25 protein-coding genes are annotated in these 21,061 nt (G+C 53.3%); 20 read left to right on the top strand and 5 right to left on the bottom strand.

What is annotated here, in order from left to right; all coding sequences use genetic code 11:
* The first annotated feature begins 15 nt into the window (after positions 1–15).
* From XYCOK13_RS07625 to XYCOK13_RS07600, 6 genes are all read left to right on the top strand, one after another.
* Entirely contained in the window at positions 16–1,131 is a 1,116-nt protein-coding gene (locus XYCOK13_RS07625; RefSeq protein WP_213411362.1) for an aminopeptidase, read from the top strand.
* A 121-nt stretch (positions 1,132–1,252) separates the two neighbouring features.
* Complete coding sequence (locus tag XYCOK13_RS07620; protein WP_213411342.1) at positions 1,253–1,495, top strand: HPr family phosphocarrier protein; 243 nt, start codon at positions 1,253–1,255, stop codon at positions 1,493–1,495.
* 191 nt (positions 1,496–1,686) lie between these two features.
* Positions 1,687–1,977, top strand: coding sequence for an Fpa/YlaN family protein (locus tag XYCOK13_RS07615; protein WP_213411341.1), 291 nt, complete (start codon positions 1,687–1,689; stop codon positions 1,975–1,977).
* Between the two features lie 149 nt (positions 1,978–2,126).
* The gene (locus tag XYCOK13_RS07610; RefSeq protein ID WP_213411340.1) at positions 2,127–2,510 is read left to right on the top strand and encodes an Asp23/Gls24 family envelope stress response protein; all 384 of its coding nucleotides are present in this window, start codon (positions 2,127–2,129) and stop codon (positions 2,508–2,510) included.
* Between the two features lie 194 nt (positions 2,511–2,704).
* Entirely contained in the window at positions 2,705–2,893 is a 189-nt protein-coding gene (locus XYCOK13_RS07605; RefSeq protein ID WP_213411339.1) for a cold-shock protein, read from the top strand.
* A 92-nt stretch (positions 2,894–2,985) separates the two neighbouring features.
* Positions 2,986–3,948 (top strand): hypothetical protein, encoded by a 963-nt coding sequence (locus tag XYCOK13_RS07600; RefSeq protein WP_244865054.1) that lies wholly within the window; start codon positions 2,986–2,988, stop codon positions 3,946–3,948.
* Between the two features lie 102 nt (positions 3,949–4,050).
* On the opposite strand, the gene ftsW is transcribed toward XYCOK13_RS07600, so the two are convergent.
* Together ftsW and XYCOK13_RS07590 are read right to left on the bottom strand one after the other, a co-directional pair.
* Positions 4,051–5,175, bottom strand: coding sequence for a putative lipid II flippase FtsW (gene ftsW / locus XYCOK13_RS07595; RefSeq protein ID WP_213411338.1), 1,125 nt, complete (start codon positions 5,173–5,175; stop codon positions 4,051–4,053).
* Between the two features lie 9 nt (positions 5,176–5,184).
* Entirely contained in the window at positions 5,185–5,523 is a 339-nt protein-coding gene (locus tag XYCOK13_RS07590) for a YugN family protein (protein ID WP_213411337.1), read from the bottom strand.
* A gap of 267 nt (positions 5,524–5,790) precedes the next feature.
* Between XYCOK13_RS07590 and XYCOK13_RS07585 the strand changes: the two genes are divergently transcribed.
* The 4 genes from XYCOK13_RS07585 to XYCOK13_RS07570 all read left to right on the top strand — a co-directional run bounded on the left by XYCOK13_RS07585 (position 5,791) and on the right by XYCOK13_RS07570 (position 10,500).
* Complete coding sequence (locus XYCOK13_RS07585; RefSeq protein WP_213411336.1) at positions 5,791–6,225, top strand: CBS domain-containing protein; 435 nt, start codon at positions 5,791–5,793, stop codon at positions 6,223–6,225.
* Positions 6,226–6,394: 169 nt separating this feature from the next.
* Positions 6,395–8,089: a DNA repair helicase XPB gene (locus XYCOK13_RS07580; protein ID WP_213411335.1), complete on the top strand. Its 1,695-nt coding sequence runs from the start codon at positions 6,395–6,397 to the stop codon at positions 8,087–8,089.
* Complete coding sequence (locus tag XYCOK13_RS07575; RefSeq protein ID WP_213411334.1) at positions 8,086–10,032, top strand: hypothetical protein; 1,947 nt, start codon at positions 8,086–8,088, stop codon at positions 10,030–10,032. The genes XYCOK13_RS07580 and XYCOK13_RS07575 overlap by 4 nt, the downstream gene beginning before the upstream one ends.
* An 18-nt stretch (positions 10,033–10,050) precedes the next feature.
* The gene (locus XYCOK13_RS07570) at positions 10,051–10,500 is read left to right on the top strand and encodes a YlbF/YmcA family competence regulator (protein WP_213411333.1); all 450 of its coding nucleotides are present in this window, start codon (positions 10,051–10,053) and stop codon (positions 10,498–10,500) included.
* Here the strand turns inward: XYCOK13_RS07570 and XYCOK13_RS07565 are convergent.
* Positions 10,497–11,522, bottom strand: a complete 1,026-nt coding sequence (locus XYCOK13_RS07565; protein ID WP_213411332.1) for an asparaginase — start codon at positions 11,520–11,522, stop codon at positions 10,497–10,499. The two genes, XYCOK13_RS07570 and XYCOK13_RS07565, sit on opposite strands and share 4 nt — an antisense overlap.
* Positions 11,523–11,578: 56 nt before the next feature.
* On the opposite strand from XYCOK13_RS07565, the gene XYCOK13_RS07560 reads away from it, so the two are divergent.
* The 7 genes from XYCOK13_RS07560 to coaD all read left to right on the top strand — a co-directional run bounded on the left by XYCOK13_RS07560 (position 11,579) and on the right by coaD (position 16,357).
* Entirely contained in the window at positions 11,579–11,845 is a 267-nt protein-coding gene (locus XYCOK13_RS07560; RefSeq protein ID WP_213411330.1) for a YlbG family protein, read from the top strand.
* 152 nt (positions 11,846–11,997) lie between these two features.
* Complete coding sequence (locus XYCOK13_RS07555; RefSeq protein ID WP_213411329.1) at positions 11,998–12,435, top strand: hypothetical protein; 438 nt, start codon at positions 11,998–12,000, stop codon at positions 12,433–12,435.
* A 244-nt stretch (positions 12,436–12,679) separates the two neighbouring features.
* Positions 12,680–13,591 carry a LysR substrate-binding domain-containing protein gene (locus XYCOK13_RS07550; RefSeq protein WP_213411327.1) on the top strand — a complete coding sequence of 304 codons (912 nt, stop codon included), beginning with the start codon at positions 12,680–12,682 and terminating at the stop codon, positions 13,589–13,591.
* Positions 13,592–13,632: 41 nt separating this feature from the next.
* Positions 13,633–14,496, top strand: coding sequence for a PHP domain-containing protein (locus tag XYCOK13_RS07545; RefSeq protein WP_213411325.1), 864 nt, complete (start codon positions 13,633–13,635; stop codon positions 14,494–14,496).
* A gap of 220 nt (positions 14,497–14,716) precedes the next feature.
* Positions 14,717–14,905, top strand: coding sequence for a hypothetical protein (locus XYCOK13_RS07540; RefSeq protein ID WP_213411324.1), 189 nt, complete (start codon positions 14,717–14,719; stop codon positions 14,903–14,905).
* Positions 14,906–15,278: 373 nt separating this feature from the next.
* Entirely contained in the window at positions 15,279–15,845 is a 567-nt protein-coding gene (gene rsmD / locus XYCOK13_RS07535) for a 16S rRNA (guanine(966)-N(2))-methyltransferase RsmD (RefSeq protein ID WP_213411322.1), read from the top strand.
* Positions 15,842–16,357 carry a pantetheine-phosphate adenylyltransferase gene (coaD, locus tag XYCOK13_RS07530; RefSeq protein ID WP_213411320.1) on the top strand — a complete coding sequence of 172 codons (516 nt, stop codon included), beginning with the start codon at positions 15,842–15,844 and terminating at the stop codon, positions 16,355–16,357. Before rsmD ends, coaD begins: the two co-directional genes overlap by 4 nt.
* On the opposite strand, the gene XYCOK13_RS07525 is transcribed toward coaD, so the two are convergent.
* Positions 16,340–17,551 carry a nucleoside recognition domain-containing protein gene (locus XYCOK13_RS07525; RefSeq protein WP_213411319.1) on the bottom strand — a complete coding sequence of 404 codons (1,212 nt, stop codon included), beginning with the start codon at positions 17,549–17,551 and terminating at the stop codon, positions 16,340–16,342. The genes coaD and XYCOK13_RS07525 overlap by 18 nt on opposite strands.
* Before the next feature lie 62 nt (positions 17,552–17,613).
* On the opposite strand from XYCOK13_RS07525, the gene XYCOK13_RS07520 reads away from it, so the two are divergent.
* Positions 17,614–18,672, top strand: coding sequence for a YlbL family protein (locus XYCOK13_RS07520; protein WP_213411318.1), 1,059 nt, complete (start codon positions 17,614–17,616; stop codon positions 18,670–18,672).
* A gap of 12 nt (positions 18,673–18,684) precedes the next feature.
* Here XYCOK13_RS07520 and XYCOK13_RS07515 read toward each other — a convergent pair whose 3' ends face one another.
* On the bottom strand, positions 18,685–19,935 hold the full coding sequence (locus tag XYCOK13_RS07515; RefSeq protein WP_213411317.1) for a nucleotidyltransferase: 1,251 nt from the start codon (positions 19,933–19,935) through the stop codon (positions 18,685–18,687).
* Positions 19,936–20,165: 230 nt separating this feature from the next.
* Here XYCOK13_RS07515 and XYCOK13_RS07510 point away from each other — a divergent pair, with 230 nt between their 5' ends.
* Complete coding sequence (locus XYCOK13_RS07510; RefSeq protein ID WP_213411316.1) at positions 20,166–20,681, top strand: YceD family protein; 516 nt, start codon at positions 20,166–20,168, stop codon at positions 20,679–20,681.
* A gap of 78 nt (positions 20,682–20,759) precedes the next feature.
* Positions 20,760–20,933, top strand: a complete 174-nt coding sequence (gene rpmF / locus XYCOK13_RS07505) for a 50S ribosomal protein L32 (RefSeq protein WP_213411315.1) — start codon at positions 20,760–20,762, stop codon at positions 20,931–20,933.
* The last annotated feature ends 128 nt before the right edge of the window (positions 20,934–21,061 follow it).

Raw genomic sequence — 21,061 nt, 5'->3', positions numbered from 1 at the left:
AAGGAGGAATTCATGATGCGTGATCCGCGGTTTGTCCAGCTGGCACAAAATTTAGTCGATTATTCCATAGATGTTCAAGCTGGAGATAAAGTGCTGATTGATATGATCGGGGAGGAAAGGGAGCTGCTTTTGTGTCTGATCGATGCCGTCTACGCGAAAGGAGGCATGCCGTTCGTCGAATTGGAGGACAAGCGCGTAACCAGACGCTTGCTTCGCCAGGCGAGCGAGGATCAGATCAAACTGTGGGCCGAATATGATCTCAAGCGGATGGAGATGATGGATGCGTACGTCGGCATCCGCTCTGGCCATAATGTCAACGAATTGTCCGATGTTCCCGGCGAGAAATCGAGATTGTTTGATATGCTGTATAAGCGGCCGATTCATTCCGAACGCAGAGTCAAGCATACCAAATGGGTCGTGATGCGATATCCGAATGCTTCGATGGCACAGCTCGCGAATATGAGCACAGAAGCTTTCGAGGATTTCTATTTCAACGTGTGCAACCTGGACTATCGGAAAATGTCAGAGGCGATGGACGCGCTTGCCGCCTATATGGAAAAGACGGATCGCGTCCGTTTGGTGGCGCCGAATACCGATTTGACCTTTTCTATCAAAGGCATTCCTGCCGTGAAGTGCGATGGGAAGCTGAATATCCCGGATGGCGAGGTCTTTACCGCGCCTGTTCGCGACTCTGTCAACGGCGAGATCACTTTTAATGTGCCGTCCATTTACAGCGGAACGACGTTTGAGAATATTTATTTCCGTTTTGAAAACGGAAGGATTGTTGATGCCGCTTGCAACGAGACGGAGCGCCTGCTGGACATTCTGGATACCGATGAGGGTGCTCGCTACATAGGCGAATTCAGCCTGGGCATCAACCCCTTTATTCAGCATCCGATGAAAGACATTCTGTTTGATGAGAAGATTGATGGCAGCCTTCATTTTACGCCGGGTCAAGCGTACGAAGAAGCTGACAACGGCAATCGATCCTCTATTCATTGGGATCTGGTCTTGATTCAGCGCCCGGACTACGGGGGCGGGGACATATACTTTGACGACTTGCTGATTCGAAAGGACGGGCGATTCGTAGTTCCAGAGCTTGAGCCGCTGAACCCGGAGAACCTGAAGTAGACGCTTGTGACAAATGCCAAATGAATTTGTGCAATTTCTCGCTTGCGCTTCCCGAGATTTCCAAGGTATGATGAGGATAGCACATACGAAGATCATATCAATCAATTGGAGGGATCGGCCTATGTCCAACAAAAATGCGGCTATTGTTGAAATTTCGCAAACGGCGAATAAGTTCTCGTCATCTATCGTTCTTCAATTCGAAAACAAATATATTGATGTCAAAAGCATACTGGGTCTGTTCACAACGCTCTTGAACACGCATTCCTATGAACTGCATGTGCATGGCCCTGATGCCGAAGAAGCGAAAGCAGCCATGAAGGAAGTGTTTGCCAAGCATCAGCTCAACGTCAAAGTAGCTGAATAGGCAATCGCTTGGAACCAAAGGCCGGCTTGTTCTCTGCTTGAGAATAAGCCGGTATTTTTGCGTAAGGGACAAACTGCAAGCTCCTCTTGTTTCTGCCGGGAATTTCGTCTAATATAAAACATAGAACTTATGATGAGGGCAGCAAGCGAGCCCTAGCCACTGGCATGATGAGAGCACAGGGGGGAACAAATATGTCATCATCCGAACTTCATCCCGGATTAAACCGTAAAGCGATGGATTTGCTCCGCCAGGATGCTGATAAAATCGCCAATTTGATAGAGGTGCAAATGGCCAACTTGACCACTCGCCAATGTCCTCTGTATGAAGAAGTGCTGGATACGCAGATGTACGGATTTTCCAGACAAATTGATTTTGCTGTCCGTGCCGGCTTGATTGTGGAGGCGGCGGGGAAGGAGCTCTTGAGCGATCTGGAGCGTCGGTTAGCCCAGCTTTACGAAGCTTTAAGCAGAAAGGCAGAGTAGCCTGAAGGCGGTGGTACCGTTACGAATCGGACAGTTCCGCCCGGGCTGCTCTTTTTTTATATGGCAGGGCATAATCAGCACTCCCTGCCTTGCACTTTCACCGCCGATAAGGTTACAATAATCGTAATTGGTTACAAGGAGTGATGACCGTGTCCGAAATCGAGCAAGGCGGTATGATACGTATATCTGACGATGTAGTAGCGACAATTGCCGGTTTGGCGGCTTTGGAAACGTCCGGCGTAGCAGCAATGTCCGGAGGGATTTCCGAGGGGTTGGCCAAGCGTTTGAGCGGCAAGCAGGTTCAGCGCGGGGTCACAGTAGAAGTGGGTCAGTTGGAAGCGGCGATTGATCTGCGCATTATTGTGCAGTACGGCAGCAAAATACACGAGGTTTGCAGAGAACTGCAAGAAAATGTGAAAGAAGCTGTAGAGAATATGACCGGTCTGACAGTAGTCGAGGTCAATATCAAGGTCGAGGGCGTTGCCTTCAAAGAGGAAGAGCAGCAGCACGATGAGGCCAACCGCGTAAAGTAACCGGGGAGGGAGGAGCAGGGCTGTTTCTTTGATCCACTTTTCAAAGAGACGTCCTGCTTTTCTTTTGTAATTTACATATGGCATTTTATAGAAAAAAATGGATATCCGGTATTTCGGGCGCATGAATTCATACGGAATTTGACATAATAAACAAGTATATCATAATAAGCTATCCGGTCGGGAGGAGATGCAGCATGGCTTTCTTTTCGAGGCAGGCGGCCGAGCCTGTGCCTGAGGCAGAGACAAATGTATGGTCATGTGATAACGAAGAATGCGCAGGCTGGATGCGGCAGGATTTTTCTTTTTCATCCGCGCCCGAATGCCCGTTGTGCCATTCTTCCATGAGGCAGGAGACACGCATGCTGCCGGTTATCCACATGTAGCGAGCCTTTTGAAGTCCTGTTGCGCCGGCGTAGGCCGCCGGCTGCGGCAGGCATCGAGGCGATGAGCACCATACATCTTGGGGGATGAGGAAATGTACGCAGGTTCGACAGGGATACAATGGCTTCATGTCAAATGGTTTATTGGCGACGAGCAAGGCACGCCGCTGCCGATGGCAGAGGTGCTGACAGGGCCTTTTTGGTTTTGGTTCGCTGTGACCTTGACCGGATTGCTCATCGCTGCCGTTTTCAATGAACCGCTGCAGCGCATCAGCTTTATTGCCAAACTGCATGAAACGCTGGATCGTTACAAAAGATATGTTCCGGAGGTGCTTCGGGTAGGACTGGCTGTTTCGCTCGTGATGCAAATCGCCACCCGGAGTTACCTGGCGCCGGAATTTGCAGCAGATGCCTGGTGGGTAGTAGCGCTTCAGTTTATCGCGTTCCTCTTCTTATTCAGGCGCAGGACGCTGGCGTTGGTTGGGTTCGTCTTGCTTGTGCTGTATGGCTATGCCATTTTTCAGTATGGATGGTTTCATGCTTTGGATTATGTTTTTTATGCCGGCATTATTTATTATCTCTGGATTCATCGTACATACGCTTCCCATACAGCAACACCGGTCTTATATTTGACGCTGGGCTTCTCTCTGGCATGGGCTGGTCTGGAGAAGATGACGATGCCGGAGCTTTCGTTCGGCATTGTAGAGCGTTTCGACGTTCCCACCTTCGGATTTACCGTGGAGCATTTCGTCTTGATCAGCGCATTTATAGAGCTGGGACTTGCCTGGAGCTTGATTGTCGGCATCTTGAATCGTTTTGTGTCCATATTGGTCACGCTTGTCTTTATTGCCACGACGACGGTGTTCGGCTTCACGGAAATTGTCGGGCATACGATCATCCATGCATTGCTGCTGATGTTTATCCTTGAAGGGGAGGGCGCTCTAAAAACGCCGTTTCAATTCCATCGCTCGCCCGCACTGCGCTATTCCTTCGTTCTCGTGAATTTCTGTGTGCTGCTGTTCGGGTTGATGGCGCTATATATTGCGCTTGGGAGTTAAGGCTTGCATGGGCGCCTTTCAGCCCTCATCTCCAAAAAGGAGCTGCCCCAAAGTCATGTAGCGACTTTGAAGCAGCTCCTTTTTTTTATCGCGTTATTGTTATTATTTGCCGATTCGATTGACTTCTCGTGAAATGCTAAGCAGTATGCCCATACTGATCATGCTGGCCAGCAAGGACGAACCGCCGTAGCTGATGAAAGGCAACGTCACGCCAGTCATCGGAATCGCATTGCTAACGCCGCCAATATTGATCAGCGCCTGGATTGCCAGCAAACTTACAATCCCGACCCCAACTACGGATCCGAACAAATCCGGACACCGCAATGCGACAATAATGCCTCTCCAAAGCAAGGCAAGGTATGTCAGCAGGAATAAAAGTGTCCCAATAAGACCGAGTTCTTCACCAATGATGGAAAAAATAAAGTCGGTATACGGAAAAGGCAAGTAGAACAGCTTCTCGATGCTTTGCCCGAAGCCGGCGCCTGTCAGTCCGCCATGTCCGAAGGCATACATCGAATGAATAATGTTGTAGCCTGAGCCGAGCGGATCATGCCAGGGGTCGAGATAGGTGGCAATCCGTTGAAAGCGATAATCATTGCCGTCTGTGATTAATAAGTACAGGTTGATGAGGATGAAGCTGCATACCGCTGCCAAGGACGCGCCAACCATAATGTGCTTCAAATGCGCTCCGCCAGCTATAATGACGATAGCCGTTGTCATCACAAACACCATGGCTGTACCAAAATCCGGCTGAAGCATAATCAGCCCGGTGACCACGCCGACGATGACGACGACCGGCATCAGCCCTTTTTTCAAATCGCGAAACGCTTCCCCTTTTTTTTCAATCAGCGCCGCCATATACAATATGGTCGCCAGCTTGACAAATTCCGATGGCTGAATGCCGAAATTTCCTATGGAAAGCCAGCTTCGTGCGCCATTCACCGGGTCGCGCGTCAATACCAATAGCAGCAGAATGACGCAGCCAAAGAAAAACGGCACAAACCACTTCTTCCATCGTGTGTAATGAATGTTCATAAGGAAGAGCATGCAGATCGTGCCGAGAATCGCCCAGATTATTTGCCTTTTAGTAAAGTAAAGCGGATCGTCAAGCAGATGCGCGGCACGAGGTGAGCTGGCGCTGAACACCATCAATATGCCGAATCCCACCAAGAGGATGGTCAGCGCCAGCAAGATAAAGTCGGGTGTGCCCCGTTTGGACGGATTCATTGCCAATCCCTAGCTAAGCTTGTCTTTGAGCTGTTTTAATTTCTCTTCTGCTTGCTTGCGGACGGAATCGGGCACAGCGCTCTCATATTCCAGTCCATGCGGGAATGTGGCTCTTCCAATATAAGCATCCTGCAACTCGAGAACGGCCGAAGGCGACTCCAGCTTGCCCTCAATAGCGCGCGTATTGACGCGCAGATAGTACTCCTGTCCGTCCATCTCCAGCTTCCAGTCATATGTAGCGCGATAATATTCCCACTGCCAACGTACGAATCCCAGGCTTTCCGTTACGGCATCCAGATGGCTCAGTTCGCTCTTGAGTCCTTTAAGGTCGTTGTTTTCAATAATCATCTTATCGTTCCTCGCTTTGCTTTGGATAATGGATTGGTTCAAAAAGTCGTTTTTGCTCTTTACCCATGATAGTACGTTTTCAAGAAGCACGCAAGCTTCTGAAGCGAGAAGGAGGCAAATTCGCTTGACCCGGTTGACATGATCCCCTGTCAGTGCTGGTTGGAAATGGCCGCAATCAGCAGGCATGCTTGCGTTTTTGCCGGGCATCTTAATGGTGTAGCCTTGATTACGGCTATAGGACTGCACTTGAGAGGGAGGAAACAGGAAATGGAGAAAAAATTGCGCGACATCATGAGCCGTGACTGTGTGACGATTACACTTCAGGACAATGTCTATGAAATTGCCGTGAAGATGAAGGAACATGATATTGGATTTATTCCTGTAGTTGAGAACAAAAAGCTGATCGGTGTTGTCACTGACCGTGACTTGGTCGTCCGCGGCTATGCTGAGAAACGCTCGGGTTCTTTTGAAGTAAGGGAAGTCATGTCCACGGATGTTGTGACAGCGTCGCCGGAAATGACAGTAGATGAGGCGGCAAACCTGATGGCCAGAAATCAAATCAGACGGCTGCCTGTAGTGGAAAACGGGGAGCTCGTCGGCATCGTAGCGATCGGCGACCTCGCCGTGCGTGAAATCTTTGTGAACGAGGCCGGAGAGGCGCTGAGCGAAATTTCCGAAGAGCGTGAGCCGGCAACGGTTTAACAGCGTATTAGGATGAAGCAGCTGTCCAAGCGTGCTTGGACCGCGAGGAACAGCCAACCAGGCAAGCTGGTTGGCTTTCTTCGCGTCTTGGCAGAAAAGGATGTTTAATTTGTCGCCAGTCTCTTCATACTGAATAGAAAGATGTTAGGAATGGGCAAGGAGTGACACCATGACAAAGCCGCTCATGATTCAAACAGGGCAAACCTTGCTGGCGGATGCGCGCAATCCGGCGTACGCGGCAATTCGTGACAAGCTTGCCGGATTCGCAGAGCTTGTGAAATCCCCCGATGACTGGCATACATATCGCATGACGGCCATCAGCTTGTGGAATGCGGCGGCAGCAGGGGTTCGACCGGAAGAAGTGATTGAAGTGCTCACAGGCAATAGCCGCTATCCCGTTTCTTTGCAATTGCAGCGCGATATCTATGCCGTCATGAGCCGCTATGGAAAGGTGCGGCTCGTTTCAGCTGATGACAAGCTGCTGCTGAAGGCTGAAGATCAAGATGCCTGGGAAGCCATTCGACACGCTCGCGACGTTCGCGACAACTGGCTGGAGGCGGACGACAATCGAATGCAGGCGTATCTGCTTCCCGCTTATCGCGGGATGATCAAAAACGCCTGCATGCAGGCCGGGTACCCAGTTGTGGATCAAGCCGGATACAGGGACGGCGAACATCTGAACGTGCAGTTCAGAGAGCGAACGGCGAAGGGGAGCGAATTTCAACTTCGCGATTATCAGCGTCATGCGGTCGATCGTTTTTATCAGGAGGGCACGGTTCACGGGGGAAGCGGTATTGTCGTATTGCCTTGCGGGGCTGGCAAAACGATTGTTGGCCTTGGCGCGATGGTAACATGCAAATGCGCTACTTTGATCTTGACGACGAATACGACGAGCGTCAAGCAGTGGAAGCGGGAGATCTTGGACAAGACGGCGCTTGCGCCGGATATGATAGGCGAGTACGCGGGCAAGCAAAAGCAAGTACGTCCTGTAACGATTGCCACTTATCATATGCTGACGTACAGAAGCAGGGATCAGAACGCCTTCGTTCATATGAAGCTGTTCCAGCAGCGCAAGTGGGGACTCATTATTTATGATGAGGTTCACCTGCTGCCTGCCCCGGTCTTCCGGGCGACAGCCGAGCTGCAGGCAGCGCGGAGGCTCGGCCTGACTGCAACACTCGTTCGGGAGGACGGACGCGAAGGGGATGCCTTCTCGCTGGTTGGTCCCAAAACATTTGATTTGCCGTGGCGCTCTCTGGAAGTTCGGGGCTTTCTCGCGGAAGTCCGCTGTGCGGAAGTGCGGGTCAAGCTGAGCGAGCGCGACCAGCTGCGGTACTTGGAAGCCTCGCCAAGAGCAAAGCCTCGCATAGCCGGTGACAATACAAGCAAGGATGAGGTAGCGGCAGCCTTGATCCACTGCCATCACGACAAGCCCGTGCTGGTGATCGGCCAATATTTGCAGCAGCTGCGCAGGCTGTCCGGCAAGCTGCAGGCGCCGCTGATCACCGGTCAGACGAGCCAGGAGGAGCGGGAGCGGCTGTTTGACCGGTTCCGCAAGGGCCACATTCCGGTGCTGATCGTTTCCAAGGTAGCCAACTTCGCAGTAGATTTGCCCGATGCGGCGGTAGCCATACAAGTTTCCGGCAGCTACGGCTCCCGGCAGGAGGAGGCGCAGCGGCTCGGTCGGGTGCTTCGTCCGAAACAAAATGGCGGCGAGGCCTATTTCTATTCCCTCGTTTCGGCAGACACGCGGGAGGAGCAGGATGCGGATCGGCGCAGACTGTTTTTATTGGAGCAGGGCTATTGCTATGAACGGCTGCAAGAGTCGGATGTATGGAAGCGGAAGGAGGCAGCATCGGGATGAGAATGAGCGCATGGCTTGAGCAGGTTCCGCCCTCGATTTTGGAGCAAATTGCGGCACATCCTTTCCACCGGGAAGAACTGCAGACTGGCACCAGTCTGCTGGAGTGTCTGACGGACGGAAAAGTGCTGCGTCGCGGCTATGACAGAATGACGAGCCTAGAACGCGAGGCGTTGCAAGCCATATGCCGAGAATTCGGTCTTAATCGTTTCCAATGGGACGACCTGCAGCTGCTGCCGGCACACCGTCCTATCGCGGAATGGAAAGCAGCAGTCGCCGCCCTGTGCGAGAAGGGGCTGTTGTGCGCCTGGCAGAAGGCGTGGGGGGAATGGAGCTTCAGCCTCCCGGCGGAAGCTTGCCAGGAATGGAGCGAGCTAGTGGTCGGCACGCCATTCGAACAGGCTGCCGAGTGGAAATTGGATGAGCTGGAACAAGCGACTGACGAACAAGGAAATTTGGTCATAGACATCTTGCTGCTTGGCTGGTTTCTCCAGAATGCAGGATTGACACGCGGGAAGCAGGGGCATCTGCACAAAGCGGCGTGCAGGAAGCTGGAGCAGCTCCTTAGCGTGCCAAGCAGCTATTGTTCGCCGGATGAATCCGAATCACAAAGCACCAGCGAATCAGACAGCGGCTTATCCGCTGGCGCTGCGGCTGTCATCGACGCTGCCGCACGGTTCGGGCTTCTGCAGTGGGAAGCGGACAGCCTGTCCTTGCAGCCCGAAGCATGGCGCACCTTTCTGGCTCAAACAGGTGTCCGGCAATTCCAGCAGCTGGCCAGAGAGTGGCTGCTGTGGCATGCGCCGCCGCAAGCCTGGCTGCAGCACGCGGGATTTGCCATACTGAACATGCCTGAGACTGGCTGGTACGACCTTCAGCATCTATTTGAATCGATGCGTGAAAAGGGCGTCTTGCAGGACGATCTGGCATGGCCTTCGTTTGCTGCGAGTTTGCAGCAGTCTATATTGCAGCCTATGGAAGCCTTCGGCTGGCTGCAGACCGCCAGAATGCGTGACGGGCGAGTTCTGCTTCAGAAATCGGCGGATGTCCGTGAACAAGCAGGGGAGGAGATGAACAAACCTTGCCTGTCCTCGCAAGGCGAGGTCATGCTGCCGCTCGGATGCGAGCTCGAAGCTCATTGGGACATGCTGTGTTGCAGCGAATTCGCGGGATACAGGACGCCGATTGCGCTGTACCAGATTACCCAGTCGAGCGTGCTGCGCGGCAAGGAACAAGGGAAATCCATGATCGATGTAGTGGGTGGACTGGGCGTGGATATCCCCGCCAATTTGCTTCACCAGCTGGAGGAATGGGAAGGGCGCTATGGGGAAGTAGAGGTGAGCGCCTGTACGGTTATTCGCTGCCGTAACGGCAGCCTGGCTGATCAGCTTCGTCAATGGTCCCGACTGCGAGGAAAAGTGGAAGCAGCGGGCGAGGGGATTTTGCTAGTTCGTGGGGATTTGTCTCAGAAGGAGCTGATCAAGCTGATATCCGGCAACGGGTTCCACGTCACGTTGCAAAAACGGGAGGAGCCTGGCGGCAAGCTAGCGGCTGAACCGCTGCGCCAATGGGCCGCCGGATTTGAAGACCTGCAAGGCACGGCGCCGGCCAAGAAGCTTCCTGACATTCCAGATTTGTATGAGCGCATGAGCGCCATACCTGCCAGTTGGCTGCACGAATTCAGGACATATCACCCTTCCACTGGCCGGCAAATGATAGAGCACGCCATTCGTTATCGCTCGGGCGTGCAGCTTCGCATTCAAGGGGATGCCATTAGGTTCCACCCGGAGCGGGTGTTGGGGGACACATCGGGCTGGAAAGTGGAAGGCTGGGTGGCAGCTGCACCCCAGGAACGGGAAATGAAGCAATTTTCTCCGAAAGATTGGGAAGAAATACAGTTGATTTTGCCCGGCATTAATGATAATAATGAGGTATTACGTTCATGAGAGGGGATGAAACGGAAGATGAGCGTACAAGAGCAGCAAGTACTGGATATGACCGCCCTCTTAATTGAGAGCACCGAACTCGCGGAGATGATTTTGGGCTCGCAAGAGATGGAGCGTTACCTATATTGGAAGCAAATCATGGAGCAAGACCCGATTGCTCAAGAAGCAATTCGCCAGTTTCGCCTCGACAAGGAAGCCTTTGCCGACTGCGAACGTTTCGGCCATTTTCATCCGGACTACCATGCCGGGCTGGAGCGCGTAGAGAAATCGCAGGAAGCGATGCAACAAATTGAAACCATTCGCTATTTTAAAGAAGCAGAATCGGCCCTGGATGATCTGCTTTATCAAGTTTCCCTGACGATTGCGCGGAGCGTATCCGAATCGGTCAAGGTACCGTCGAATACGCTCCTGCCGGATACAGGAACAGGAGGCTGCGGAGCGGGAGGCTGCAGCGGAAGATGCGGCTAAGACCGCCGCAAGGAAATATCCGGCTCGATTCGACCGATTGCCAGCCCGGCTTGATTGTACAGCTTCGGCTTATGAAAGGCGGCTAATGCAGCTGCCTGCGAGCTGCTGAGCTCCTCCAGCTGCAGCAGCACTTCGACTCCAGCAGCATATACCGCTTGCAGCGAGCCGTCATCGCACTTCAGGGCTACAGCGAATCCCGCCTCTCGGGAGGCCATTGCCAGCACGCCGTCGGCACCCATCTTGGCGATCCAGCGCCCGCTGGTGATTTCCGCCAGCTTCGTGTCGAAGCGCCCGCTTCCTGCCAGATAGAATGGATGCCGGACAATGCTGTCATAGATCGTGCGGCAGGATGCGGCGAGCGGCGTGTCCGCCGCGGACTGGGGCGCGCACCACGCCAAGTATGCCCGGGCAAGCTGCTCCAGCGGCATGCGGTACGTCGGCACGCCGCAACCGTCCGTAGCCGTCGTCAGCAGATCCGCGGGCACGCCGCTCAGCTCGGAAACAGCAGCAAGCATTCGCTGCTGGACAGGATGCTCGGGCAGCCAGTAACCGTCTAACGGTACGCTCAGCGCTTTGGCCATTGCCAGCATGCCAAGATGCTTGCCGGAGCAATTGTGATGCAGGACCGTCGGTGGTTGGCCTGCAGCACGAAGCGCTTCCCGAGCGGCTTTGGCATAAGGTTCATGTGTGCCGCAATGCAAATGATGTTCCTCAAGGCCAAGCCGCTCCATAAGCGATTTGGCCGCTTGCACATGTTCTGGCTCTCCGCTATGCGAAGCGCAGATTAAGGACACTTCAGCAGCGGACAAGCCATACCGGTCAGCCGCGCCCGAAATCAGGACGGCAGCTGCCTGCAAGGGCTTGGCGGACGAGCGAATGAAGGTCTCCCGCCGGCTGTCGCCGAGTGAGGCTGTCAAGCCTCCTCCGCGGCTGCATACGGCTCCATGGATGAAGTGACGGTTCTCTACATACTCGCCTCTCCAGGCAAGAACGAAATTTTTGGAATGAGGAGACGAAGTCATAATAATTACTCCTTTACAAACATACTAATGTAACAAGAAAACGAGGTGTCATGGACATGTTTTCTGAAAGAATCGGATTAATTGTTTGGATTAGCGATGTGAAGGCCGCGAAAAACCAGCTGGATCGCTATGGCTCTGTCCATTATATCTCACGCAAGATGCACTACGCTGTGCTTTATATACATGCCAATAAAGAAGAAGAAACGATGAAACAGCTGCAACGGTTGCATTGGGTGAGAAAAATAGAGCGCTCCTACAGAAATGAAATCAAGACTGAATACAATAGTAATATGCCGGACAAGACCAGATTTTACTCTTTGTAGGGATGAAATTCAAACAGTGGTCGAAATTTTTATGAAATTGTTGCGATGTAGTTGGATTCTTGTCGAGAATCCGTTAAAATATGAGTAACGTCATAGTCTCAAAGACCCACAGTCAAGTTCGTCCTACTATTAATGGGAATGGGGTGTGGAAAATGAGAGATAAGATCATGCAGCGCTGGAGCACGTATGAGCCGTTTTTTGTCGAATTGGGAGACAAAAAAGTAGCAGATGTGGTGATTACGAACCATGCCAAAATGCGCTGGAAAGACCGGGTTGAGAGTGAAAAGACGGGATTCGAGGATATTTGCGCATTTCTGTGGGAAAAATTAAAAAAAGGCCACGTTGAACCCTATTACCGTAATGAGCAGGACGTATACTTAATCGACGAGGATCTCGTTATGGTGGCGGAATTCTCCACCATTGAAGGCGAAACAGACATCGCCGGAAATCCGCTGCACAAGATGATTGTCGTCACCTTCCTTGGACGAATGTCGGAAACGATCGAATTGCGCGATCTAAAGTCCTACTACTCATGGCTGCGGCATTCCAGAAGAATGACCTTGATGAAGAACAGCCGCAAGCGAAGATAGCGGGCTGCGCAGGATAAATAGAAAGCAGGGATTCGAGCATGCGTTCCGCGCGGGACGCATGTTTTTTTATGATTACAGCTTCCGGGAGCGTTTCCCGTTGCGGCTGCCGGGCACCATATAGGTGTGCCTCCACACGGGACATGGCTTGCGAATAAATTGGCTCACGAATAACGGGCATTTTGATGCCGTTTCCGTTACAATAGAAGCAACGCGAAGCGCACTATACGAAAGGTGGACGGTTGCATTGGCCCTCAATTTTCATCAGCTTCATATTTTTTATACGGTTGCCATGAGAGGCAGCTTCTCCGCCGCAGCGCATTCCCTGCATATGACGCAGCCTGCGGTAACGATGCAGATCCAGGCACTGGAGGATTATTTCGGGACGAAGCTGTTCCACAGGTCAACGAAAAAGGTGGAGCTGTCAGAAGCCGGCAAGACTTTGCTGCCCTTTGCTCGGCGAAGCATTGACTTCATGAAAGAAACCGATATGGCGATGTCGAGGTATACGCATATGCTGCAAGGGCGCTTGCAAATGGGGGCAAGTCTGACCTTCGGGGAATATATCTTGCCGCGCATTCTCGGCCCGTTTGCCAAAGAATACCCGAACATTACCGTAAGCATGAAGGTCATCAACACATCGCAGATTCTTGAAGAAATTCAAAACCATCAGCTCACCTTCGGCATTGTAGAGGCCCCGATTCAACACCCGGATGTAGTGACAGACGCCGTGTTGAATGATGAATTGAAGCTGATTTTGCCTGCAGGCCATCCGCTGCTTGAGCAAGAGCAGATCCGAATGGAGGACGCCCTGGCATATCCGTTCGTTCTCCGCGAGAAAGGATCGGGAACCCGGCTCGTCATGGAGCAGGAAATGCTGCGTAAAGGTGTGGACCCCGGCGCTCTGAAGATTGCCATGGAGCTGGGCAGCACCGGCGCGATCAAATCCGCCGTGGAATCGGGGCTGGGCCTGTCGGTTATTTCCGCATCATCGGTGAAGCACGAAGTCACACTCGGTTTGCTTCATGTGCGGTCGATTGAAGGCTTTACTTTCACACGAGAGTTTTATTCGATCTACCTGGCTTCCACTCTGCTGCCGATTTCAGCGGTTACGTTCCTGTCTTTCCTGCGTGAGCGGGACATCAGCCAGTGGCTGTAACCGGCATCTCAACGCTTAAATACCAAGAAGGGAATGAGCTTATGCCTAGCGCATTTGTCGATTTGCATACGCATACGACCGCATCGGACGGGACCTGCACGCCGGGAGAAAATGTAAAGCTGGCTGCTGAAGCGGGATTAGCGGCGCTTGCGATTACGGATCACGACACGTTTGGCGGTTTGTCCGAAGCGCTCAAAGCGGGGAGGCAGGTTGGCATCGAAGTGGTGCCCGGTGTAGAGATTAGTACGGCATGGCAGGGTCAGGATATACACATCTTGGGCTATTTTCTCGAATGGGAGGATGCGGGAGTTCAATCTCGTCTTGCTGATTTGCGCGATGTACGGGCCAAGCGCAACGAACGGCTGGCGGAACGTTTGCGCCAACTAGACATGCCGGTCACGCTGGCTGATGTCGAACGGCTGGCGAGGGCGAACGGAGCAACGGGGTCGGTAGGACGGCCGCATTTTGCGGAGTGGCTTGTTCAGCACGGGTATTGTGCCGATATTCGCGAGGCCTTCGACAAGTATTTGGGCAAGGACGGAGCTGCCTATGTGCAAGTAGATCGAATCTCGCCATTTGCTGCCATTGATTTCATCCACGAATCCGGCGGTGCTGCAGTCATTGCGCATCCCGGCTTATACGATGCCGATGAATTGGTGGAGCAACTGACCCATCACGGCGCCGACGGCATTGAGGCTGCTCATGCCGACCACGATGACAGACAGGAGCAGCATTACCGCGATATGGCGGAGCGGAGCAAGGTGCTGGTGACCGCGGGATCGGACTTCCACGGATATCGGAACGGCGAAGTGTTCCATGCTCCGCTCGGCTCCCGCCGCATCTCTATCGAGGTGGTGCGGGAGCTTGAACGGGTGGCAATCAGGTATAAGGGCATTCGACGGTAAGTTGGTAGACCTTATTTGATGGTTTTGTAGTGGATTGCCTATGAATCCGCTGTATGAAGGACCGTGAGTTCCGTTAGAGTAGAAGATGGGCGGAAAACGGGCTAGTAGCGCTCCTCAGTTCCGTTAGAGTGACGAACGGCAGGCTAACGGCCCCGCCGCTTGTTGCGCATGTGCAGGATGGAATGGGAGGGGGATAATTTCCAAAAAGGAGCGGGATGAAATGCAGCCGAAAACTAGAGTGATACTAGCAGTTGCGGGCAGTTTTATAGTATGCGTTTACGGCCTGTTCCGGCTTGTAACGGAAATCCCTTTCGAATCTGTTCCCATCCTCCCCATCGTTTTTGCGGTGACAGGCTTTATCGGGATTATCGGGAACCTGGCGCAATGGCGCAAGCTGAAGAACGGTTAATGGGCTATCAGAAAAAGGAGTATGTGCGGACGGTGGAGAAGCTTTCAAAGGCTTGTTCACCTTTTTTTTTGATTGGCCGGAGCCTGTGCCGGAACGAAAAAAAACCGCGCAGCACAAGGCTGGGCGGTATGCATAATTCGGGGGCCACTTGCGCAGCCCCCTTCATGGGAGAGGAGAAACCGGATGAAGAGCTTATGGGGAAACGTAAGTCTTCTCCGCGGTTGTCCGCGGCACTTTCATGCCGCTACTCCTATAATGTCCGGTACAGCCAGATTCTATACAGCGAACCAATATTTTTTTTCTTGTCGGTCGAAAATGTGGTAGGATATACGCATACAGCGGATGACAACAAGGAACAGGTGAGGATGAGACAGTGCGAATCATTGCGGGAAGCGCGAAGGGACGGCCGTTGAAGGCTGTGCCCGGCAGCGGAACACGACCAACCACGGATAAGGTGAAGGAAGCGTTATTCAGCATAATCGGACCCTATTTCGAAGGCGGACGAGTGCTTGATTTATTCGCCGGAACCGGCGGGTTGGGGCTTGAAGCTTTGAGCAGAGGGATGGATGAGGCGGTTTTCGTCGATGCCGACCATCGGAGCGTCTCTGTCATAAAAGAGAATGCGCGCCATGCCGGATTCGCCGAGCAATGCGAGATTTACCGCAACGAAGCGTCCCGGGCAATCCGGGCATTGGCGAAGCGGGAACGCCAATTTGATCTGATTTTTTTGGACCCTCCCTATAAGATGAAGGATATGCATGATTGGCTGACTCGGATGCTGGAGCTCGGATTGCTGGCAAAAGGGGCGACCGCAGTCATTGAGCATGATGCCCAGACTGTATATCCCGAGCAATTGGAAGACCTGCACTGCATCAGGCAGGCGATTTATGGCGACATTGCGATTACTATATACAACATGCAGGGAGATGGAGTACAATGAGCCGCAAAGAACGGGTTGCCGTATACCCCGGAAGCTTTGATCCTGTCACATTCGGGCATTTGGACATCATTCAGCGGGCTGCCAAGCAGTTTGACTGGGTCATCGTTGCAGTGCTGAATAATGAGAAGAAAAATCCTTTGTTCTCTGTACAGGAACGCAAAGAGCTGCTGTATCAGGTTACCTTGGACATGCCGAATGTCGAGGTCGACAGCTTCAATGAGCTGTTGATCAACTATATGCGGAGCAAGGATGCCCATATCATTGTCCGCGGCCTGCGCGCGGTCTCGGATTTCGAATACGAACTGCAGATGGCGTCCACCAATCAAAAGCTGGATGACACAATCGAAACCTTCTTCATGATGACGAATCCGAAATACTCTTATTTGAGCTCCAGCATCGTGAAAGAAATCGCGCGTTTTCAAGGGCAAGTCTCAGATTTGGTCCCCGATGTTGTGGAAAAGGAGCTTAGGCGCAAGCTGTCGTCCAGCTCATCTCTAGAATCGGCGGAATAGATGAGCAAGACGATGTCCGGCCCGCTTCACGCCCAGCAGCAATGCGCTGCATGCGACAACAGTCCCGAACAGAGCTGCCGATAAGGCCGGGGCTGCGACAGCCCATACATAGAGACTTTCCATGTCTTGGCCGCCTTGCGCCGAGACTGGCCAGCCTGATGCCAGTGCGGGTATGGCTGTTCGCTGAAGGAAGCGCAAAAGCGGTTCCCAGATGACGAGCGTCAATCCAAAAGCCAGTGCTGCGTGCATAAGGCGCGAGTAGAAGAAAATGCGAAAGCGGATGCCGGTCCTGGCAACCAACGCCCGCACTTGCAACAGCATGGACAAACCGCTGAAGCCCAGCAGTGCTCCGATGGCTGCCATCGTCAGCTTCACTTCCTGCTGCGGCATATCCGCCAGTTGCCGGGCGCCCAGATGAACTTCCAGCAGCGCGCTAATCCAAGCTTCTCCCGCAGCCGTGTGCAGAGGGGGCAAAAGCTGCCGAAGCATGGCTGCAGCGACGGAACAGAAGATGAGGATGCCGCCAATCGCAAACAGCTGCTCAATCGCATGCTTGACCGTGTCTCCAAGCAATTGGCCCAGCGACCGTCCGTCCTCTTGGCGTGCCCGCTGCATATCAAGGCGGGCCTGCTTCCAAAGCGATTCACTCGATTCAGGTACGGCTTGTCTCGGTTGAGGGACAAGCCATGCAAGCAGAACAGCCATTGCCAGCAGCGATCCCCAGTGAATGAGCAGAAGCGGCAACGCTAACTGAGGCATGCGAAAAAATCCGACAGCGATAACGGTCGCGATCAACGCGGGTGCTGCGGCGTGAGACAAGGCAAGCAAGCGCTCGCTTTGCTGCTTTTGGATGATGCCCTGCTGTGACAGAACAGCTGTCGCTTTGGCTCCGGCGGGATATCCGCCGATCCAGCCGGAAAATAGCGCCCACAGCGCTGATCCGGGCAGCCCAAGCAATGGCCCGGTTATTGGAGTGGCCAATCGCCCGCAGAAGTGAAGCAACCCTGAGGCTAACAGCAGCTCAGTAAGCATAAAATAAGGCATCAGCGCGGGAAAAACGACTTTCCACCAAATTTCGACGCCAGTTGAAGCAGCTTGAAATACCTGCTCCGGATTGGACAGAAATACAGCAGTGCTCAAGACAGCCAACAGAGCAGGCACCCAGACGGCAATTGCTTTACGATTGAAGAACATTGGCCAAGTACCTCCTTGCAGAGCGGCTGGTTGTACATGTTTACGCGGAGGGTTGTTCGATTATGACCAAGAAACGCTTATTAATGAAGTGGCTGCGCTATGGGCTGCTTGCCGTCCTTGTAGTCTCCATCACGGTATATGCGTATTGGCCGTCGCCTTACATTATTTATAGGCCGGGAAGCGCAGAAGAGGTTCGTCCCATGATTCATATGGAGGATGCATACCTGGATGAAGCCGGATCGTTTATGCTGACGACGGTAAACGTATTGTCGAATACGAATATGGCAACGTATTGGTATGTGAAATGGTTTAACAAGCATGCGCAAATATTCCTGGAGAGAGAAATTTACCGGGAAGGCGAGACGCATGAGGAGTACCGCGAACGCCAAGGCTACAATATGATGAACTCCCAGAGCATGGCTGCGCTTGCGGCATATCAAAGCGCGGACATCGAATTTGAACTCCGTACCGAGCAGGTGATCGTGCTGGGCGTGCAAAAAGGGTTTCCGGCGGAGAAGGCGCTTGCCGCAGGAGACATATTGCTGGAAGTGAACGGCGAGAAAGCTGCTGATACGCAAACAGTAGCAGAGCTGATTCAGCGGCAGAAGGTGGGGGATGCGGTCACGATCACGTATAAGCGGAATAACGAAGTGCACGATGTTCCGATCACGCTCGTTGAGTTAGACGGGGACATGAGCAATTCCCGTCCCGGAATAGGCGTGACGATGGGCAATGTCATGGAAGTTGTGCCCGTCGACCCCGGGAAGAAGGTTACGATAGAGGCAGGCAGCATTGGAGGGCCTTCGGCGGGCTTGATGTTCGCCATGGAAATATACAATCAGTTGGTCCCGGAGGATGTAACCAAGGGCTACCGGATCGCCGGAACCGGAGAAATTAACGGGAACGGCGAAGTGGGTAGAATCGGCGGGGTTCGCCATAAAGTCATAGCGGCTGACAGGGAGAAGGCGGATTTGTTTTTCTGTCCGGTGGAAAATGGTGACGAAGCGAGGGCGGCAGCGGCTGAGCTCGGCACAACAATGGAAGTGGTCCCGGTTTCTACCATGGACGAGGTCTTGGCCTATTTGGATCGGTTGCCGCCCAAGCACGAGCAGGACCGGTAGCCGGAACTCCGGCTATGGCTGAATGGATGGCTGCCGCAGCGGAGCCTGCCGAATGTCCCGCTGCCACTCTTCGGGCGAACATTGCGGGTAGCCTAGCGCATACACATACGACGCACGCAGATCAAGATCGAGCTGGCGAGAAGATGATTTGCTTACCCTTGTGAATACCGGCACAGCAGCCGTCTGCTTCATCCGTTTCAATAGCCTGCGCCCCGCTTCGGAGAAGCCAAGCACACGCAAGTATGGGACGCCGGCAGCCAGCTGCTCGCGCGAAAAGATAGAGCCGGGGTGATTCAACAATATGCGCAGCAGCGTACGCTGCAGTTTGGTTCGCGTATATCGCTTGGTTTTCAATCCGCTGATCAGCTGCTCGAAGCTTTCGCAAGGGGGCTGCATGAAAAGCAGATCGCGAATGCGGTGCTCAAGCCCTTCACTGACCTCGGCGAGCGCTTGCAGCTGCACCGGGGGCGTGACAGCCAGCCTTGCGAGCAGCGGAGTATAGTACCGTTCCCAATCGAGCGGTGCCCTGCCCAGACTCTGCTCACGCTTTAAGATGGCATAAGTATAGCCGGGGACGTAAGGCCGAATGGCTTCTATATCGCCCTGCTCCAGCCATAAGCGCCGAATGGCGGTAGCGCTGGCGATCGATTCATGTGAGGGGGTCTGTTCCCGGTAATCGGCTTTCGTGCGGGTGACGGTATAGGGCTGTATGGGGCTGCCGATTCGGTGCAGGGCTATCAAGTAATGCAATCCCAGTGTATTGTTGGGCTTGCCCAGTTCTCCCTCGGGGATGACAAGTCCCGACTGGGCGGCAAATTCGGCGACGGCGGCTGCGTAAGCGGCAGGAAAAGGAATGCCTGTCTGCAGCTTCGCCCGAATCAAGCTTCCCAGCGTGGCTGGCTCTGAGCTCACCAGGCTGGCCAACTGCTGCAGCCAGCCAATATCTCCGCTTTCGCTGCCGAAGCACAGGACATCCACGACTCCTGTCGCGTGAAGGGCGGAGACGGCGCCGTAAGCGAACCATTCGGCGGGCTGGGAAGCATACAGAACGGGCAGCTCGATGACAAGGTCGGCTCCCATCTCGAGCGCCATCTCTGCCCGTGCCCATTTGTTGACCAGAGCAGGCTCGCCGCGCTGCAGGAAATTTCCGCTCATGACAGCTACAACGCATTCAGCTCCGGTTACATCTTTCGTCCGCCGGTAATGATAAACATGTCCGTTGTGAAGCGGATTGTATTCGACAATGATGCCTGCTGTTTTCATGACCATCCTTCTTTCCCGAAAGTGAAATGAAAGCGAATTCCGGACTGCTTTCTCTAGAATATACCACGAATAGAACCGATTCGCACTTTCGGCAAACGGCTCGATTGTACGCGGGGAAGCCAGGATTGTACGGTGACCGGGCAGTGCTTTGCCGCCTGTGAAGGAAAATTGGTTGACAAATGATGATGACAATCGATATAATTATTTTTGTTTGTTTGGAGTGAATAGCGATGACTTGGATCATCCAGATGCGCGATCTGCTTCGCGTGAACAAGCCGGTCGAGATTGATGCCCAGCTTGAATTGAAAGATGCCAGCAAGATGAGGCAAGAAATCCTCCAAGTCAGTCCGCTGCAAGTGAAGCTGCAAGCTTCTGGCAGCCAGGGGATAGCGACTGTGGAAGGGGAAGGTGCAGCAGAGCTGGAAGTACAGTGCTCGAGGTGCTTGGATACGTACAAGTCTGAGCTGCGTTTTCCGATATTGGAACGTTTTCGTCAGCCAACTAGCGAATCGGAGGCTTCCGAGGAGGACGAGGACATCCACGAATTGGAGTCGGACCAGATTGATCTGCGCCCCTACGTGGAAGAGGCGTTTTGGTTGGCGCTCCCGTTCGTATATGTTTGCCGTGAGGATTGCCAAGGCTTGTGCCAGGTATGCGGAACGAACAGGAACGAACGCGACTGCGGCTGCTCGCAGGACAGGATTGATCCGCGTCTTGCGGCCTTGCAGGATTTTTTCAAGGAATGAATACGCGAACCCGGGAGTACTGCACTTTCGGGATAAATAAGCGCTCAACCTGGTATTCGGTTAAGGAGGTGGGGAATCATGGCAGTACCACAAAGACGAACATCCAAAACCCGTCGCGACAAGCGTCGTACGCATTTCAAATTGGAAGTGCCGGGTATGGTGAAGTGCGAGCAATGCGGTGAGCTGAAGCTTGCGCATCATGTGTGCCGTGTGTGCGGAACGTACAAAGGCAGAGAAATCGTGCAGCAATAATGATGCGAATGGAGAAAAAAGCGTTCTATCGACAGCGATGGAGCGTTTTTTTTATACGGAAGTAATCGAAGTAAGTTTCCGGGGATTGCTTCACTTTCGTGGGGAACCGTGCCGGGGCCCCGCAAAAG

This window comes from Xylanibacillus composti, from assembly GCF_018403685.1.
Classification (GTDB): domain Bacteria; phylum Bacillota; class Bacilli; order Paenibacillales; family K13; genus Xylanibacillus; species Xylanibacillus composti.
This window is presented reverse-complemented; position numbering and strand designations above follow the sequence as displayed.

Excerpts from the sequence above, each read along its gene's own strand:
- XYCOK13_RS07625 (WP_213411362.1), top strand. The coding sequence starts at position 16 with ATGCGTGATCCGCGGTTTGTCCAGCTGGCACAAAATTTAGTCGATTAT.
- XYCOK13_RS07620 (WP_213411342.1), top strand. The coding sequence starts at position 1,253 with ATGTCCAACAAAAATGCGGCTATTGTTGAAATTTCGCAAACGGCGAAT.
- XYCOK13_RS07615 (WP_213411341.1), top strand. The coding sequence starts at position 1,687 with ATGTCATCATCCGAACTTCATCCCGGATTAAACCGTAAAGCGATGGAT.
- XYCOK13_RS07605 (WP_213411339.1), top strand. The coding sequence starts at position 2,705 with ATGGCTTTCTTTTCGAGGCAGGCGGCCGAGCCTGTGCCTGAGGCAGAG.
- XYCOK13_RS07600 (WP_244865054.1), top strand. The coding sequence starts at position 2,986 with ATGTACGCAGGTTCGACAGGGATACAATGGCTTCATGTCAAATGGTTT.
- ftsW (WP_213411338.1), bottom strand. The coding sequence starts at position 5,175 with ATGAATCCGTCCAAACGGGGCACACCCGACTTTATCTTGCTGGCGCTG.
- XYCOK13_RS07590 (WP_213411337.1), bottom strand. The coding sequence starts at position 5,523 with ATGATTATTGAAAACAACGACCTTAAAGGACTCAAGAGCGAACTGAGC.
- XYCOK13_RS07585 (WP_213411336.1), top strand. The coding sequence starts at position 5,791 with ATGGAGAAAAAATTGCGCGACATCATGAGCCGTGACTGTGTGACGATT.
- XYCOK13_RS07580 (WP_213411335.1), top strand. The coding sequence starts at position 6,395 with ATGACAAAGCCGCTCATGATTCAAACAGGGCAAACCTTGCTGGCGGAT.
- XYCOK13_RS07575 (WP_213411334.1), top strand. The coding sequence starts at position 8,086 with ATGAGAATGAGCGCATGGCTTGAGCAGGTTCCGCCCTCGATTTTGGAG.
- XYCOK13_RS07570 (WP_213411333.1), top strand. The coding sequence starts at position 10,051 with ATGAGCGTACAAGAGCAGCAAGTACTGGATATGACCGCCCTCTTAATT.
- XYCOK13_RS07565 (WP_213411332.1), bottom strand. The coding sequence starts at position 11,522 with ATGACTTCGTCTCCTCATTCCAAAAATTTCGTTCTTGCCTGGAGAGGC.
- XYCOK13_RS07560 (WP_213411330.1), top strand. The coding sequence starts at position 11,579 with ATGTTTTCTGAAAGAATCGGATTAATTGTTTGGATTAGCGATGTGAAG.
- XYCOK13_RS07555 (WP_213411329.1), top strand. The coding sequence starts at position 11,998 with ATGAGAGATAAGATCATGCAGCGCTGGAGCACGTATGAGCCGTTTTTT.
- XYCOK13_RS07545 (WP_213411325.1), top strand. The coding sequence starts at position 13,633 with ATGCCTAGCGCATTTGTCGATTTGCATACGCATACGACCGCATCGGAC.
- XYCOK13_RS07540 (WP_213411324.1), top strand. The coding sequence starts at position 14,717 with ATGCAGCCGAAAACTAGAGTGATACTAGCAGTTGCGGGCAGTTTTATA.
- coaD (WP_213411320.1), top strand. The coding sequence starts at position 15,842 with ATGAGCCGCAAAGAACGGGTTGCCGTATACCCCGGAAGCTTTGATCCT.
- XYCOK13_RS07525 (WP_213411319.1), bottom strand. The coding sequence starts at position 17,551 with ATGTTCTTCAATCGTAAAGCAATTGCCGTCTGGGTGCCTGCTCTGTTG.
- XYCOK13_RS07520 (WP_213411318.1), top strand. The coding sequence starts at position 17,614 with ATGACCAAGAAACGCTTATTAATGAAGTGGCTGCGCTATGGGCTGCTT.
- XYCOK13_RS07515 (WP_213411317.1), bottom strand. The coding sequence starts at position 19,935 with ATGAAAACAGCAGGCATCATTGTCGAATACAATCCGCTTCACAACGGA.
- XYCOK13_RS07510 (WP_213411316.1), top strand. The coding sequence starts at position 20,166 with ATGACTTGGATCATCCAGATGCGCGATCTGCTTCGCGTGAACAAGCCG.
- rpmF (WP_213411315.1), top strand. The coding sequence starts at position 20,760 with ATGGCAGTACCACAAAGACGAACATCCAAAACCCGTCGCGACAAGCGT.